The sequence below is a fragment of the Paraclostridium bifermentans genome (assembly GCF_964259345.1).
Lineage (GTDB): Bacteria > Bacillota > Clostridia > Peptostreptococcales > Peptostreptococcaceae > Paraclostridium > Paraclostridium bifermentans_B.
In genome coordinates this window covers 300,092-318,020 of record NZ_CAXVJR010000002.1, presented here as the reverse complement: position 1 = coordinate 318,020, position 17,929 = coordinate 300,092, and the positions used below count along the sequence as shown (strand labels likewise).

The following is a 17,929-nucleotide window of genomic DNA, read 5'->3' as shown; positions in this document are numbered from 1 at the left end:
TTTATTACGCTCCTAACATATCTAGTATATTTGATTTTAAAACATCTGCTTTTGGTCCATATATAGCTTGTACTCCTCTATCTTTTACTATAAGACCTAGCGCTCCCAGCGCTTTCCACTCTTTTTCACTTCCAACTAAGCCAACATCTTTTACTGTAACTCTTAGTCTTGTCATACATGCATCAACATCTTCTATATTATCTGCTCCTCCAAGTAGATTTATTATCTTACCAGATAGTACATCTTGATCTATATTAGCAGATTCGCTTTTCTCATTTTCTTCATTGCCTTCTTCTATATAATTACCTTTACGACCTGGAGTTGCTATGTTAAATTTCTTAATTAAGAAATTAAATACTACATAATTTAATAAGAAAAATACTACACATGATATAAAGAAGTTAACTAAATCCATTGTAAGTCCTGCTTTTATAAGCATTGGCGTACGAGTTAAAAATTCTATAAATCCAAACGCATGAACTCTTAAGTTTATTATATCTGCAAGAGCAAACCCTAATCCTGTAAGCAGTGCATATACTAAGTATAATATTGGTGATATAAACATAAACATAAATTCTATAGGCTCTGTAACTCCTGTTAAGAAACAAGCTAACATAGCTGATATAAATATAGGTTTATAATTTTTCTTTTTATCTTTATCTACATTTTTATACATTGCTAAAGATATACCTGCAAGTGATGCAGTTGATAATATAACTTGTCCTGCTTTAAAACGAGCTGGTGTTATACTTGTTAGTAAGTTGTTATATGCTGAAATATCCCCTGCTGATTTAAAGTTTATTAAATCTGTTATCCAAGCTAACCATAATGGATCTTGCCCTGCAACTGTAGTTCCCGCTGCTGCTCCAGTAGCTATATGGTACACACCACCTAGTTCTGTATAATTCATAGGAACTGTTATCATATGATGAAGTCCAAATGGTAATAATAATCTTTCAAGTGTTCCGTATACAAATGGTGCTAGTACTGGTGCTGTATCTTTAGAAGATGCTATCCAAACTCCAAATGCATTTAATGCTCCTTGCGCAAATGGCCATACTATAGATAATATTATAGCTCCTACTACTGAACCTAATATAACTACAAACGGTACAAAACGTTTTCCATTGAAAAATGCTAAAGCTTTTGGCAACTTATCAAAGTTATAGAACTTATTATATAGTACTGCCCCCATAAATCCTGATATAATACCAACAAATACTCCCATATTAAGAGCTGGCGCACCTAGTATAGATGTAAAATAATCTTTAACTACTAATGTAGATCCTGTTAGTGATGTTACTGTTGCGTTAGGGTCTAATAGCATTTCTGAGTTTACTCCAAGTAAAACTCCTGTTATTCTATTTATTAGTATAAACGCAATTACAGCTGCAAATGATCCACCTGCACGTTCTTTAGCCCAAGAACCACCTATAGCCACAGCAAATAATATATGTAGATTCCCTATTATTCCCCAACCTATATCTTCTACAACCTTAGCTGTAGTCATAATAATGTGTGCATCTGATGACATCCCTATAAGTTTACCTATTGAAACCATAAGTCCTGCTGCTGGCATAACCGCTATAACTACTAATAACGCTTTACCTAGTTTTTGCCAAAAATCAAAAGATATTAGTTTAGTTTTATTACTCATATTAATCCCCTTTCTTTCTATGCAATCGATTGCATAATTTGTTAAAAAAATTTATTTGTTTTAATTATTTTCCTTTTTACAGTCTTAGTATATCACGCCATGAAAATGTTTTCAACAATTTATTGGATTTATTTTATAATTTAATTATAAAATAAATCCATTCTAATGCAATCGGTTGCATTTATATAAAAACAAGCTATGTCTTAATTATACATAGCTTGTTTTTATATAAATGATTCTCTTTCTATAAATTCTGTTTTTACTATAAAATGACTACATTTACACTCACTATTTTCTAATTTTTCAATTAACAACCTAGTGACATGATATCCCAGTTCATCTGCATTTATATTAACAGATGCTAGTGGTGGTGTCTGATACTTATCTAATTGGGTATCATTAAATCCTACTAAAGATATATTATCTATGTCTTCTTCTTTTAATATTTTTCTAGCTCCAAAAGCTAATACATCATCAGTTGCTATAATCGCACTTAACTCATTATGTTTAATTAGCTTTTTTGTACATATGTATCCTTCATCTTCCGTAAAATCTTTGGCATGAATAATTATATTTTCATTTATACTCATCCCATTTACTTCTAATGCCATCTTATATCCATTAAGTCTATCTTTTGACATGTTTAAATTTTCAATAGCACCTATAAAACCAATATTTTTATGTCCTTTTTCGATTAATCTAGTTGCAATATTGTAAGTTGCTTGAAAATTATCATTATCAACCCACAGTATTCCTTCTGAATCCTCTGGTCTGCCTATAATTGAAAATGGAAAATTTATATTTTTTAAATAATTTATACATTGATCATTTTCTTTTGATCTTAAAAGAATTATACCTTCTATTAAATTTGTATTTATTATCTCTTTTATACTTTCTAATTCTGTTTCATTTTCTTTTGTAAATACATAAGTAATATAATAGTTTTTACTTTGAGCATATAAGCTCATTCCCTTCATTGCATTTATAAAAAATGAATTTACAAGCAAATCTTGTGCTTCACTTGGTAATATCACTCCAAGTATTCTAGTTTTATTTTTTGCTAGACTTCTAGCTATAGCATTTGGCTTATAATTTAATTTATCTATAGCTTTATGTACTTTTTCTTTAGTTTCATCACTTATTTTTGAGTTGTTAGATAAAACTCTTGATACTGTAGACGTTGCTACCCCTGCTTCTTTTGCTACATCTTTTATAGTAACTTTAACCATATTTAACTTCCTTTTATTTCATATAATTTTATTTTTAAGTTCAATATACATTATAACAGATTATTCCTATCTTTATTTAAACAATAAAAAATAATCTTTACTTAAATAATTAAGCAAAGATTATTTTTTATTATAATTACAATTGTGCCATTTCAACTTTTAAACTTATATCTTTTAGATTCTTATAAATTTTACTTATATTATCATCTTTATATCTCTTAATTATTTTTATAAGTGCTGTATAACAATCACATTCGTCATACTGTATAATACTTCCTAATTTATCTTCTACTAAGATTACCTTATTTTCTTGGTCTATAGAAATATTTTTGATAAACCCGTCATAATCTAATCTATTTTTAAGTATTTTATCACTCTCAATTAACAATTGATACGATTCCTTTAAAGCCACAAACTTATTCCCCAATTTTCTAATCTCCTCTCATTCTATATGTCTATGCACTTTTTATATTATAACCTATTAGAAGTGTCATTTCTTGTCGTTTCATGTTTATCCCAATATTTACATGTATATTAATAAAGGGAGCATTGAGCTCCCTTTTTAAAACTATTTACCTTTTATATTTTCTTTAACTTTTTTCCCTACATTTACACCTGTATTTATTGTTTCTTTTGCTATATTCCCAACGCCATTTAACACATCTTTACCTACGTTTAATCCTGTATTTATTGTTTCTTTACCTATATTTCCGGCTCCATTTAAAACTTCTTTACCTACATCTGTAACTGGCTTAGTAACTTTTTTAATGTTTTCTTCAACTTTTTTCTTTGCCATTTTAATAAACATCTCCCATATTAATATATAAGTAGATTTATCTACTTATATATTAATATGTATTTTTTTGTTCTTTTGTTCCTTAATTACATATAGGAATCTTATTATTTGAATATAAAATAACTATTTGAATAAATTTATTAGTTCATCTTTACTTAGATTTGATAGTGTTTTTGCATTAGATAGCTTATTGTCTATAATATCATCTATTAATGCTTTTTTACTTTCTTGTAATTCTACAATTTTTTCTTCTATAGTACCTTTTGATATTAACTTTATTACTTCAACTACATTTTTCTGTCCTATTCTATGAGCTCTATCACTTGCTTGATTTTCTACTGATATATTCCACCAAGGATCAAAATGTATAACCATATCTGCACTAGTTAAATTCAATCCAGTACCACCTGCTTTTAATGATATTAAAAATACCTTTATTTCATCATCACTGTTAAATTCATTAACTAATCTTAATCGCTCTTTAGAATTAGTTTGTCCATCTAAATAACTGTACTTTATATTATTTTTGTTCAGTTCTTCTTTCATATATTTTAAAATAGTAGTAAATTGAGAAAATAAAAGTATTTTTCTATTATTTTCAATAGCATCTGTTACTATTTCTATACATGTATCAACTTTAGAACTTTTGCCTTCGTAGTCCTTTAATAAGGATTTAGGGTGTAAACATAATTGTCTTAATTTTGTTAAGTATGAAAGTATAGTAATTTTATCGCTATTATTTTTATTATCTTTTAATTTTTCTAAAACATTTTTATTATAAATTTCATATATTCTTTTTTGCTCTTTATTTAATTCAACTATAAATTTCTTTTCTATCTTATCTGGAAGTTCTTTTATAACTTCTTTTTTAGTTCTTCTTAAAATAAATGGATTTATCAACTTCTTAAGTTCATTATTATCATTATTTAAAAACCTATCTTGAAACTCTTTTTTATCATATAAATAACCAGGCATTATAAAGTCAAATATAGACCACAACTCCATTAAATTATTTTCTATAGGTGTTCCTGTTAAAGCAAATCTTACTTTAGAATTTATAAATTTTACCGATTTTGTAGTTATAGCATCTGAATTTTTAATATTCTGAGCTTCATCAATAATACAGTTATCAAATTTAATACCTTCATAATTTTCTAAATCATTTCTTATAGTTGAATATGTAGTTAAAATAACATCATACTCTTTATAATTTTTAAGAATTGATTCTCTTGCTTTTTTATCTCCATAAACCATTCCTACTTTTATATTTGGTGCAAATTTTTCAAATTCACTTTTCCAGTTATGTATAAGTGATGTTGGAGTTATTATTATATTTTTTTTACTTTTATTTGTCATTATAAATGATATTGTCTGTAAAGTTTTCCCCAATCCCATTTCATCTGCTAGTATTCCTCCAAATCCATAAAAGCTTATGTTTCTAAACCAGTTTAAACCTTCTACTTGATAATCTCTTAGTATATTTTTCAATCCATTCGGAACTATACTTTGATCAGTTCGATTATTAAATCTATTAGATATATTTTCTATATATTCTTTTCCTTTTATAAAGTTTATATTGTTTTCTTTTATATAATTGTCAATATACAAAGCTTTATTACTTTCAACTTTTACATTTTCAATTTCACTATCAACCCCAAGCGCATCTATTAACTCTAAAAGTTTTCTTGTATCTTTATCATGTAAATCTATATATAACGAATCTCTTACTTTATATAATCTCTTGTTTTCTTTATATGTTTTGTATATTTCTTTATATCTACGTTTATCTAATTTTCCTATATTAAACGAAAAGTTTAAATTGTTATTTTCATCAATTGTAAAATCCGCACTTATATTCAAGTTCACATATTTTATTTCATTATTAAATGAATTATGTTTATCAACTTTACTTATTTTTTTCTTTTTTAAGTCATCTATACATTGAAATATTGTAGCCACCATATGACTACATATAAATGTATTGTTATTTTCACTTTTACTTAACCAATCATTACAATCACAACTAGTACTAATTATTCTGTTTGTCCTATCACTTATTACAACTAAAGTAGTATTAGATTCTTTATTGTATTCATTAACTACTATAGAATAAAAATTTATATTCTCTCCATCCTTCTTTATATAACTATTTTTTACTAAATTATTTTTATATAGCATAGTTCCAGTTGTATATCTATTCTTATCTGTATTTGACTCAATAATAGATTTAACAGTACTTATTTTCAATTTTTTCACCTTCTTTTATTTTTAAAAATAGAGATACCTAAAAATATACTTACATTATACTTTAAGATATCTCTTTTAATTTATTATTTCTTTTTTTGTTAATTTGAGTTTTAATTATAACTATAACATAAAAAAAGCACCTACTTACTAGGTACTTTATAAACTGGCGGAGAGGGTGGGATTCGAACCCACGGCCCCTTTCGGAGTCACTGGTTTTCAAGACCAGCTCCTTAAACCACTCGGACACCTCTCCTTAATCTGTATATAATATATCATAAATTAGTATATTCTGTAAATACTTTTTTATAATATTATTTAATCTAAGTAAAAAAGCAAACCCAATTGAGTTTGCTTTTTTATTATATTTGTTCCACATTAGATTCTTCAGATTTAGGTTTCTGTTCTACATTAGGATTTATAGGAAGTATTATAATAAATTCACTACCTTTTCCAAGTTCACTTTCTACATAAATTTCTCCATTATGTAACTTTACTATATGATTAGTTATTGTAAGTCCTAATCCGCTGCCACCTTTGACTTCATTATTTAAATCAACAACTTGGCTAAATCTATCAAATATTATTTTATGATGCTTTTCATCAATACCTACACCTGTATCTAAAACACTTATCTTAACTCTATCATCAAGATCTTCAATATTTATTGTTATAGTTCCACCTTCTGGAGTAAACTTAACTGCATTTCCAATTAAATTAACAATGCACCTTTCTATCTCATAACTATCACACATAATAGTTTTTTCTTCTATCTCAGGATCTATTATAAGCTCTATTCCTTTTGCTTTTACATAATCTACTAAAGTCAAGGCTGTTTCTTCTACTAAGAATACTATATCTGTTTCCTTTAAAGATATTACATACATATCATTTTGTAGTTTTGTAGTATCAACTATATTATTTATAAGATTTAAAAGTCTCTTACAATTTCTTTGAGATACATCTATATGATGATTTAAACTTTGACCCTTTATTCCCCCATCTTTTTTCATAAGTTCTACTATTAATTGATTGGTACTACTTATAACATTTAAGGGAGTTCTCAACTCATGAGATAAATTTACAAAATAGCTATTTTTATTTTTTTCTAGTTTTATATTTTTATTTAATAAAACAGTATTTCTTTCCATTTCTTCTCTTAATCTCAAAGTTCTCTTTTGTACTAATCTATCTAATTTTTTAACTTTATATTTATGATTTATTACAAACATAATAATTATAAGTACGTATATACAATAAGCATACCAACTCATCCAAAATGGAGGCTTTATAGTAAAGTTCACACTGTTTTCATCACTTATATTTCCACTTGTATCTATAGCTCTAACTTTAAATGTATACTTACCTGGAGGTAAATCATTATATGTAACATAGTTATCTTTAGTTCTTACTACATCTCCACTAGTTCCTTCTAAATTATATTCATATGTTGTACTTTTTTCACTAGAATATTTAGGAGTAAAAAACTTAATAGTTATTGTATCAGTTGTTTCACTAAATTTTAATCCTTCAATATCATTATATTCTTTATTATTAATAATAAATTTATCAAATAGTAAATTAGGCTTTTCTCCTGATTTTATTATATTTTCTGGGTAAAATGAATTTAACCCATTAACTCCTCCAAAGAAGAATTCTCCTTTTTTGTTTTTATAAGCTGAATTTCCATTAAACTCATTTCCTTGAAGTCCATCAGTTACACTTAAATTTTGTATTTTATCATTAATTGTGTCAATTTTAGATATTCCTTTATTTGTACTTACCCATATACTATCATTATTATCTACTAATACTCCATATATAGTATTGTTAGCTATACCATCCTTAGTTGTATATCTTTTAAATGTATCCGTGTTTTTATCTAACTTATTTAGTCCGTAGCTAGTTCCTACCCATATATTTCCCTTACTATCTTCATTTATATATCTTACATAATTATTGCTTATGCTACTTTTATTTTTTTTATCATTTTTATAGTGTGTAATAGTTTTGTTTTTTACATCTATCTTGCATAGACCTTCTTCTCTTAAAAATCCTAAAAAGTAATTTCCTTCACTATCTTCAAAAACACATCGTACATACTTATTTTCTTTTTTGCCATCATTTATATATTTATTTATATCTATAATTTCATCAGTTTTCATATTTAATATACACACACCATCACTAGTACCCATCCATAAATAGCCTTTGCTATCTATCATTACATCTTTTATACGATTATTTATTAGTCCATCTTTTTCTGTATAGCTTGATATTGTATTTTTAGACTTATCAACTTTTATAAGCCCGCCATCTGTACCTATATAAACTATACTTCCTTTACCTGTTATATCATTTATGGAATCATTAATAAAGCTTTTATTATTAGATGTGTTTACATATTTAGACTTATTAGTTTCTCTATCAATTATATTTACACCTTTCGAATTAGTTCCTACCCATAGATATCCTTCTTCATCTTCATATATACCATGTACAATATTTTCATTTAATAAATAGTCTTTATCTGGTCCTGCTTTATAGTGATTTATTTTGCTATCTGTATCAAATACACTTATACCTGAATATGTTCCTACCCATATAAGCCCTTCACTATCTTCCATCAAACTTTTCACGTTATCATTAACTAAACTGTTCTTATCATATAATTTATTAGTGTAAATATGAAAGTTATCTTCTTTTTCATTGTATTTAGCTAGTCCTTTAGATGTGCCTATCCATATACTTCCTTTGCTATCTTTAGTAATTGCACCTATTGATGAACTAGGTATAGAGTTTGAATCATCCGGACTACTAACATAACTATTTATTTCATTAGTTATTGTGTTTAATTTATATAATCCAGAATTTAAAGTTCCAAACCACACTTCATTTTTTTCATCATCACAATATACATTATATATTTCACTATTTCCTATAAAGTTCTCTTTATCATTTATAGGATAGTTTCTTGTTACTTTTAAATTTTTAGATACTTTACTTACGCCTTTTTTAGTTCCTATCCATAAGTTCCCTTCGCTGTCTTCATCTATAGAATATATAAATTGACTTATCAGTTCTGTACCTTTTTCTAATACTCTATCAAACTTATTTGATTCCTCATTATATACATTTAATCCATTCGCAGTAGCAGCTATCAAACTACCATTTTGGGATAACATAACTTCTGTTATATTATTACTAGATATTAATCCTTCATCTGCAGTATAATTAGTAATTTCCTCTGTATCTACATTTAGTTTATTTATTCCATCAATAGTAGCTATCCATATATTTCCATATGCATCTTCTGCTATATCTGTTATATAATTATTACTAATACTATTTTTATCTTCTTCATAAGTATACACTTTAAATTCATATCCATTATATTTATTCAAACCATCATTTGTACCAAGCCATATATAACCTTTACTATCTTGAAATATTACATCGATTGTAGATTGACTCATACCATGTTCTACATTTAAATTGTTAAATGCTATACTTTTGAATTCTGCGTATACATTGCTTTTCAAAACAAAACAAAGGATAAAAATATTAATTAAAATCAAAACATTAACCCTATTAAATAAACAATTTTTCCCCATATACTTTCCTTTCAAAGCAAAAAATAATATTTATACTAATATTATATATTTTATTCCAATATTTAACAATAACTTTTAAAGTTACATTAATACAGCTCATATATATCTGAAAGTTCTAACTCAATTTTTTGTATGTCTACATGATATTTAGTTCCTTCTAACTCCATTTCATCTCCTAATAACATTTTATTAGGCAATAAAATTTCAAATTCTGTTCCATTCTTGCCATCACTTTCTAAATATATTTCGCCACCATTTAATTCTATTATAGACTTAACTATACTAAGACCTATTCCACTGCCTTCATTCATTCTATTTAATGATTTATCTGCTTGTACAAATCTCTCAAATACTAAGTCTTGCATGTGTATAGGAATACCTACTCCATCATCTTCAACAATTATTTGAACCCATTCTTTATTTGCGTGTATATTTACAAAAACATTTCCATTTGGATTAGTAAATTTAATTGCATTAGATAATAAATTTAACATAGCTCTTTCAATCATTTCTGGATCACATTGTATTACTAACTCTTCTATCTCTGTATCAAATACTATATTGATATCCTTTTGTTTTGCATAACTTATTACAGACATAGTTATGTCTTCTACCAACATCACTATGTTACAATTAACCATATTAGCCTTTGTATATCCTACATCTATCTTCGTTATATCAACAATATTATTTATAAGTCTTAACATTCTTTGACAATTCAATCTTAAACATTGTCTATATTTAGAGTAGTAGCCTCTAAAATCTTCATCTTTATTATTTATTTTTAAATCTAATAATTGAACTGTAGAGTAAAATATATTTAAAGGAGTCCTAAGTTCATGACTTATATTTGCGAAAAATTCATTCTTAACTTTTTCATGATTTTTCATTTTTTCATATTCAATAACATAAGATTCCATTCTTTGCTTTTCTGTTATATCTGTAAAAGATACAACCAATGTTTTACAATCATTATTCATATCTATGGTTTGTATACTACAATCTAGTATTGTCTTTTCTTTTTTAAGTTCTACCTTTCCATTCCAACACCCATCTATATGCATAGCTTCTTTTATGTTTTTATTTATTTCTTCATCTAATGAATATATTGATTTTTTAATTTTCTCTCTTAGTATTTCCTCACTATACTCTTCATTCTTAAAGAAATATTGTTTTAATTTATTATTTGAATAAATTATTTGTCCATCTAATTTACTTATAAATATGCAACTGTGTTTATTTTTTTCAACTAAGTTATAAAATATTTTTATCTCATCTTGTAACTCTTTCTTTTTCTTTATACTTATGGTAAGTTCTAAAAATAAACCTATTATAACTATAATAAATGCCATATATGTTATAGATATAGATATAAATTTTATATCTATAATAGGTTTATTAGATCCTATTATTGCATATATAGCTTTTATCCATAACATTAATATACTTGCACCTATAACTGAATATGTATAATCATTTTTCTTTATACTTTTTGCAAAAAATACTATACTGCTTATGGTGTAAATGAAAATTAATAATCCATTATATCCTATAAAGAAATCAGTATCCTTATTCATAGGAAATATTATACTTTCGCGCTCTAGATATCCAAAACAAATTGCTCCTATAAGAACTAAAACTATAACTAAAATTTTATTATTCATTATAAGTTTCCTTGTTCTTTTAAATGGAAATACAGCTATCAAAATAATTACTATTCTCATTATAGATGTTGATATAGCAATATATCCTTTCATACTTATAATTGTATTTTCTAATGTTAAATTATCAAATACACCTAAAAGTATATCTACTAAAAATATCATATACATCAAGGATATAATAAATAGTTCTTCCTTTTTTGTACTGCTGTAACATAGTAAACAACTTACAATAGCCAAAAACGACAACAATATATTAAAAAGTCTTATAAAGTCTTCTGGTTCTATTTTCATGTTTATATTGTACTTAAATATTGAAATTAAACTAATTATATATAGTAAGACTAGACAAACAGATATACCTATAGTTAATACTGTTGCTAATCTATTATTTACTTTAAACCTCTTCTTACTATTTACTTCTAACATTTTTCTCTCCCCTATCGATTATTAATACAAACTATATCATTCTTATTTGAAATAGTCTATATTTTCGACAATAAAAGACAGGCTATTACAAGTCGCCTGTCTTTTATAAATAAGCTTATTTATATATTTTCCCTTATTGCTCTTGATAGTTGATCTGGACAAGATGTAGATTTAGTACCACAAGGTATTCCTTTTAACATTTTAGCTACTTCATCAGCTTTTTTTCCAATAACTAATGACCTTATTCCTATAAGATTCCCTGCACATCCACCTATAAACTCAACATCTTTTATTATATTATCTTCGTCTATCTCTAAATTTATTTCTCTACAACAACAGCCAGACGTTTTATATTTTATTTTCATATATTTACTCCTTTAATAATATAATCTATTCATTCATATATTATTAATTAACTGTTGTTTTTGTTAATATTTTTAATTTATTTATCTTCTTTGCTTTTTTCTAATAATTCTTCTACTTCATCATGATTTGGGTGTATAAATGAATATGGATTGTCATCAGTTAATTCTTCTATAGACCCTCCTTTAAATAGTTCTTCATAAGCTCTTTTCTTTGGCATAAATAATTCTTCATATGAATTTCTTTCAATTGCTGTATTTTCTTCATGTTGTTTTTTCATATTTTTATCCTCTCTTGCTTCAATTTGTTTAAATTATTTTGCTCATCTTTTAATTATATATAACTATTACCCATTATTTGTTTTTTTAATAAAAATTTATGATAATTATAGTTTTTAACGTAAAAAATCTATAAAACTTTTAAGTTTTATAGATTTCTATAATTAACTAGCTTGCTCAAGCTCTACAATTTCATCATTTTTTAGTCCTGCTTTAAACATTGTTGCAGCAGTGTAACTTACAACAGCAACTACTAACCACTTTAACCAATACACTGGCATATTAGTTACAAATAATAAAGCTATAACAGATCCAACTACTCCACCTATAGTTATTCCCATAGATATTTCTCTTTCATAAGCTTTTTCTCTCACAAATTTTATACTAGCTATAGGTCCAACAAATGCACAAGCCCCCATCATTATAGGAAAAGCTGCTTTTGGATTCATTCCTAGTAAAGCAACCATTGCCATACAAGGTGCATATAAACCTATTCCCGCTGTCATTAAGGCCCCTAATATAAAGTTTCCTACTATTCCTATTATTAGTTTTGTTCCAGTTAATCCCATAGCTTCTCCACCTGCTGGCATTAATCCAACTTGTCCTAATACTATTAATATAGCTGTACCAACTAATGCAACCCCCATAGTTAATTGTACTTTTCTCTCTGGTAACTTAGATATTATCCCTGCTCCTATCCAAGAACCTACTACCGCTGATATTATCATACTTACTAAAGTTAACAAATCCACTTCTATTGAATTCAATGACATAAATGCCTGTACTATCATTGGTAGTGCATGTGCAACATTTAATGTCCCTGGTAATATTTTATCTGGTATATGAATATTTTTATTAAGTTTTAATATCCCCGTAGTAGTTGCAAAAGACCCTACCCCTATTGCATCTAAAAAGTCTGTTATAAACCCTATAAGTATACCTGTTTTAAATATACTATTTTTACTCTTATCTCTGTGTTTTTTAAAGTCACTTATGTAGACTGTTGAAAAACCTGTTGTAATTACTGCTAATAATCCTAAGATTGCTTTTAACATACTTCCTCTCCCTTTATGAAAATTATTATGACCTCCACAGTATATCACACAAGGATAACATTTTCCACAGTTATTTAAGTAATATTTAATTTTTTTTATAATTTTGAATTTAAAATTTAAATCACCTATAAAAAGTATTTAAATCTTAATGGATTGATTATTATTTTAAATATACACAATCTAAAAATGAACGTGCTATATTTACCTTCTCATTATATTAGCATAAAAAAGGGGCTTTCTTAATATGCCCCACCTTTTGCATTTTATAAATTTCTAGCAATTTGTCTAAAAGTATCTCTTAAATTTAATATTCCATACCCTTGAGATAAATTTGGATATTCATATATCTCATCTCTTGTGGCACCAAGCATTAAATAAGTTCTCAAAGGGTCTGTAAACAATGATAACTTAGGTAATCCACTTTGATCACTAAGGTACTCCATTATAAGTGCTAATGCCCCACATACAATAGTACTACTTACTCCAGTTCCCGTAGCTGTATTGTATCCTCCATCTGTATAAGTTGATATTATATCAACTCCTGGAGCTACTATATCTGGATTTATTCTATGTCCTGTTAATCCACCTTTTGAAGAACCAATCCATAAGCTGTTGGTTTTTCCATTATAAGTTCCTATAGTTATAATCTTTCGTGATAGTGCTAATTGAGTTATTGTTCCTGTAGAAGTAGGATCTAAAAATCTAGTATCTTTAGATATTAAATTTTTATTTGGCAAGTATACATGAAAAGTTCCATCTATAATAAATTCAGGTGTTAATCTAAGGGTCCAAACACCTGGTTTTATATCATTTAAATTTATCTCAAGTGCTTGTTCTGCAGTTTCTAACCACGGAAACCTATAGACTACTCTATAAGAAGTATTCTCAATATAAAATTTACCGGTATATGTTTGATCATCTGGGGTGTACCTTATAATTTGACTAACATCTCCCGATGGAGAAATTATTTGTATTCCAATTTTATCTGGACCAGTTCCACTTAAAATTATATCTAAATTATTATTTTCACCATTTTGAATTATGACATCTTCATATTCATTTACCGAAAGTATATTATTGCTATAATGTATATCTGTATTCCCTTCATTTCCAGCGCCACTTACCAAAATAACACCTGATTTTTGTACCTCTTTATAACTTTCTAATATAGATACTTCTACCCTTATATCTGATTTTGTTCCAACCGTTAAATTAATTATTAACGGTTTATTTTCTTTTTTTGCAATTCTTAATACATAAGTTATTGCTGCTAAAAAGTCCGATACAGTGTAGCTTATTTTACCTGGATAATAAACACCTTCATATCCCCTTAATTTTACGACTATCAATTCTGCATCTCTTGCTATTCCTTTATATTCCTTAATTAAATTACCTTCGCCTACTAGCATTCCACAAACCATAGTTCCTGTTCCTATATTATCCTTGCTTAGATTACCATTTTTCTCCTTTATTGCTTGATTTAACTCCTCCCTTGTAAATTCACTTCCAAATATCATCCCTTCAGGAGGACTTTTTAAATTACTTTCTTGATCCCATAAATATAGTATTTTACTATTATTATTTTCATCCATTAAGTCTTCATGTAAGTAATCTACTCCAGAATCTATTACTGCAATTAGTATCCCTTCTCCAGAAACATTAACGTAAGGATTTGTTTCTACATAAATTGTTCCAGCAGCATCACTAGCAGTTTCACCATTTTCTAAATCATTGGTAATTTCCATCAAAGAACTCATAGCATCTGATCCGCTCCACCATTTCACTTCTTTTATGTTGTTTAATATAAGTTCATTAAAATTAAGAGGTACATATATTGATGCAAGCTTATCATTTAATATAATATACTTTTCTATTCCATTATTTTCAAAGGCTCCTATAATATTACCTTTGTAAAGTAAGTAAAATGATTTTTCACTTTTTTTCACCTTTTTCCCTCCTACTTTAATTGATCAAACATACCTTTTAAATTTAGTATTCCATATCCAACTGTATTATTTGGGTATTGTAAATCACCTAATCTACTTGCTCCACCTTGCATAAAAGTCCTTATTTTTTGTACAAAGCCTTTATTAGGGTAAGTATTTCCTACTATAATATATTCAAAGTATAAAGCAATAGCTCCAGATGCATGTGCTGCTGCCGGAGCACTTCCTGTTATAGTTGCATATTCTCCATTTATATAAGGTGCAATTATATTAACCCCTGGAGCTAGTACATCGGGCTTTAATCTTTCTATTATATTAGGTCCTCTTGATGATGATGCCCATACACTTCTACTTATTGAATTATATGTGCCTATACTTATAACATCATTATGTACCGATGGATAATTTATTGTGTAATTAGGAGTCGATTCCTTAAATTTAGTTCCCTGTTTCAAGAAAACCCGATTAGGTAAATACACATTATAGTTACCACCTGTTATATAAGCCCCTTCTAATCTTAATCTCCATATACCCCTCTTTACATTATATAAATATACTATTGTATGTTCTTGTCCTGAGTAGCTTGCAGGATATGAGTATCTAATTGAGTAAGTGGTATTTTCTATATCAAAGATTCCCGTTACTAAATCATAGTTAGATAGATCTACAGCTTTAGTTTCTTCTCCTGTTGGTGATATTACAGTTAAATTTACTCTGTCTGGCCTACTAAGCCATACCTCTATTCTTAGACTACGCTCTTCCTCTTCAACTTGTATTTCTATCTCATTTATAGCACCTTCTCTTTCCAACGTTCCCGAAATATGAGTTTGTGTATTTCCTTCATTTCCAGCTCCAGTTACTATACATATTCCATTTGAAAGATACGTCTCTCTACTATTAACTCTTCCTGCATATCCTGCTAATCCATTGCTTCCCACAGATACATTTATCACTGTAGGCATATCTAGCTCTTCTGATTTTCTATAAGCATATTGAACTCCAGCAAATGCCATTGCACTATTATAATACCCATCTACTTTTGCTAGTTTAACTACTATTAAATCAGCTCCAGGCGCAATCCCCTCAAATAAACGATTTACATTTCCTAAACCTGCACATATTCCACTAATCATAGTCCCGTGACCTTCTTCATCTTTTGACAACGTAGAGTCTTTTTCCTTTATAGCTTTATTTATATCTTCTCTTGTATATTCTGTTCCTAGAAAAAATCCATTAGGAGGATTTCCTTCTTTTGTTTGATCCCATAAATATAATATTTTGCTAGTTCCATCGGGGTATATAAAATCTTCATGTAAATAATCTATTCCCGTATCTATAATAGCTATTGCTGTTCCTTGACCAGTTAGTAAGATATTAGGATTATTTTTAAAGAAATTAACTCCTATTTCCTCTTGCCCCGTTATTCCATTTTCTATTCCTCTAGTTATTTCTCCTAGGGGTGTTACTCTTACAACATTTTCAATTATTTCAACTGATTTTAATCTAAGTACCGCTTCTATATTATTTCTACTTAAAACTTGAAGAAACATCAATGTCCTTGTGTTGCTTAATTTAACTAAGTCATAGCTTATGTTTAAAGTTTCAACTTCTTCAAAAAATTTTTCATCATGAGTTATTAATATAGAATTAGATAAATCCGTATCCATAACTGTATTAATTTCCATTAATCTATTCATTTTATTTTTTCCATCTATATCATCCAAATCTGTTTTTAGGGAATTTAAAAAGTTATAATTATATAAATGCTTTGGATATTCTGCTTTAAATCTAGAATTATTTAAATATCCACTTGATGACCCTTGAGTTTCTAATATATAAACGTTCTCTATATAATCAATTTCATTATACTCTCTCAATCTATTTATATCTTCTTTATTGTTTGTAGTTATTGCTGCATAAGAGGGACTTAATATGTCAACTTCTATGTTTAACTCACTTTCTAGCCTTTTTATATTAGAGTTGTACTTAACTATAACTTCATACTTTATAATAATCACCTCTTTAGATAAAATTTTTACATATTACAAATATATTCTTTAAGTATATATGTATATGTATATTATCGTTTAATGTATCACCATTTAAATTTATTTAAATATAATAAATTAGATATTACAGTTAGGAGGTGTTCTCTTGAGAGATACAAGCTTATCTAAAGTAAATGTAAAAATAGTTAAGCCTTATACAGAAACTGAACCCATTAGATTTAGAAGATATACTATATTACATTTAGACAATCCAACTATTGTAGATTTATCTATATCTCCTTACTTTTATGATCTTGATTTATTTACAGTAAGTACAAATTTAATTTATGGTCAGTGGTATTGGTTTTATCAAAATATATATCAGTTGACATTAGTTGTATTTGTTGGAGATTATCCATATGAGGTAGCTAAATATAGATATAAAAAGTTTTTAGAGTTGCTTCCTATGTCTATTAGTTCTATAGTTAATGGTGATATAACTTTTTTAGAAAATAATCCTTTATTGTTACAAACTCCGGTTTTAGTAAGGTTTATTTCAGGGTATCCTGCTTTTAATAAAACAGTACCTTATAATCTTGTAAAAGATTATATTGATGATAGTATTGAAGTTAATATAAAAACAGGTGTATAAATATACACCTGTTTTTA

The 17,929-nt window shown here is 27.1% G+C and carries 13 protein-coding genes and 1 tRNA gene; 1 reads left to right on the top strand and 13 read right to left on the bottom strand.

Features of this window, described 5'->3' with window-relative positions; translation table 11 throughout:
• Positions 1–4: 4 nt before the first annotated feature.
• From ACEXNK_RS05565 to ACEXNK_RS05505, 13 genes are all read right to left on the bottom strand, one after another.
• Positions 5–1,657: a PTS transporter subunit IIBC gene (locus ACEXNK_RS05565; RefSeq protein WP_373599093.1), complete on the bottom strand. Its 1,653-nt coding sequence runs from the start codon at positions 1,655–1,657 to the stop codon at positions 5–7.
• Between the two features lie 224 nt (positions 1,658–1,881).
• Positions 1,882–2,886, bottom strand: coding sequence for a LacI family DNA-binding transcriptional regulator (locus ACEXNK_RS05560; protein ID WP_373599094.1), 1,005 nt, complete (start codon positions 2,884–2,886; stop codon positions 1,882–1,884).
• 136 nt (positions 2,887–3,022) lie between these two features.
• A complete protein-coding gene (locus ACEXNK_RS05555) occupies positions 3,023–3,313 on the bottom strand; it encodes a hypothetical protein (protein WP_373599095.1) in 291 nt (96 codons plus the stop codon).
• Between the two features lie 141 nt (positions 3,314–3,454).
• Entirely contained in the window at positions 3,455–3,682 is a 228-nt protein-coding gene (locus ACEXNK_RS05550) for a hypothetical protein (RefSeq protein WP_373599096.1), read from the bottom strand.
• A gap of 123 nt (positions 3,683–3,805) precedes the next feature.
• Entirely contained in the window at positions 3,806–5,929 is a 2,124-nt protein-coding gene (locus ACEXNK_RS05545) for a DEAD/DEAH box helicase (RefSeq protein ID WP_373601563.1), read from the bottom strand.
• Positions 5,930–6,093: 164 nt separating this feature from the next.
• A tRNA-Ser gene (locus ACEXNK_RS05540) sits at positions 6,094–6,182 on the bottom strand.
• A 106-nt stretch (positions 6,183–6,288) separates the two neighbouring features.
• On the bottom strand, positions 6,289–9,504 hold the full coding sequence (locus ACEXNK_RS05535) for a ligand-binding sensor domain-containing protein (protein WP_373601562.1): 3,216 nt from the start codon (positions 9,502–9,504) through the stop codon (positions 6,289–6,291).
• A 122-nt stretch (positions 9,505–9,626) separates the two neighbouring features.
• Entirely contained in the window at positions 9,627–11,630 is a 2,004-nt protein-coding gene (locus tag ACEXNK_RS05530; protein ID WP_373599099.1) for an ATP-binding protein, read from the bottom strand.
• Positions 11,631–11,749: 119 nt separating this feature from the next.
• A complete protein-coding gene (locus ACEXNK_RS05525; RefSeq protein WP_373599100.1) occupies positions 11,750–11,995 on the bottom strand; it encodes a TIGR03905 family TSCPD domain-containing protein in 246 nt (81 codons plus the stop codon).
• 77 nt (positions 11,996–12,072) lie between these two features.
• On the bottom strand, positions 12,073–12,273 hold the full coding sequence (locus tag ACEXNK_RS05520) for a hypothetical protein (protein WP_373599101.1): 201 nt from the start codon (positions 12,271–12,273) through the stop codon (positions 12,073–12,075).
• A 162-nt stretch (positions 12,274–12,435) separates the two neighbouring features.
• Positions 12,436–13,326: a TSUP family transporter gene (locus ACEXNK_RS05515; RefSeq protein WP_373599102.1), complete on the bottom strand. Its 891-nt coding sequence runs from the start codon at positions 13,324–13,326 to the stop codon at positions 12,436–12,438.
• A 263-nt stretch (positions 13,327–13,589) separates the two neighbouring features.
• A complete protein-coding gene (gene cspC, locus ACEXNK_RS05510) occupies positions 13,590–15,272 on the bottom strand; it encodes a bile acid germinant receptor pseudoprotease CspC (RefSeq protein WP_373599103.1) in 1,683 nt (560 codons plus the stop codon).
• An 11-nt stretch (positions 15,273–15,283) separates the two neighbouring features.
• Positions 15,284–17,290: a S8 family serine peptidase gene (locus ACEXNK_RS05505; protein WP_373599104.1), complete on the bottom strand. Its 2,007-nt coding sequence runs from the start codon at positions 17,288–17,290 to the stop codon at positions 15,284–15,286.
• A gap of 136 nt (positions 17,291–17,426) precedes the next feature.
• On the opposite strand from ACEXNK_RS05505, the gene ACEXNK_RS05500 reads away from it, so the two are divergent.
• A complete protein-coding gene (locus ACEXNK_RS05500) occupies positions 17,427–17,912 on the top strand; it encodes a staygreen family protein (protein ID WP_373599105.1) in 486 nt (161 codons plus the stop codon).
• Positions 17,913–17,929 lie beyond the last annotated feature (17 nt).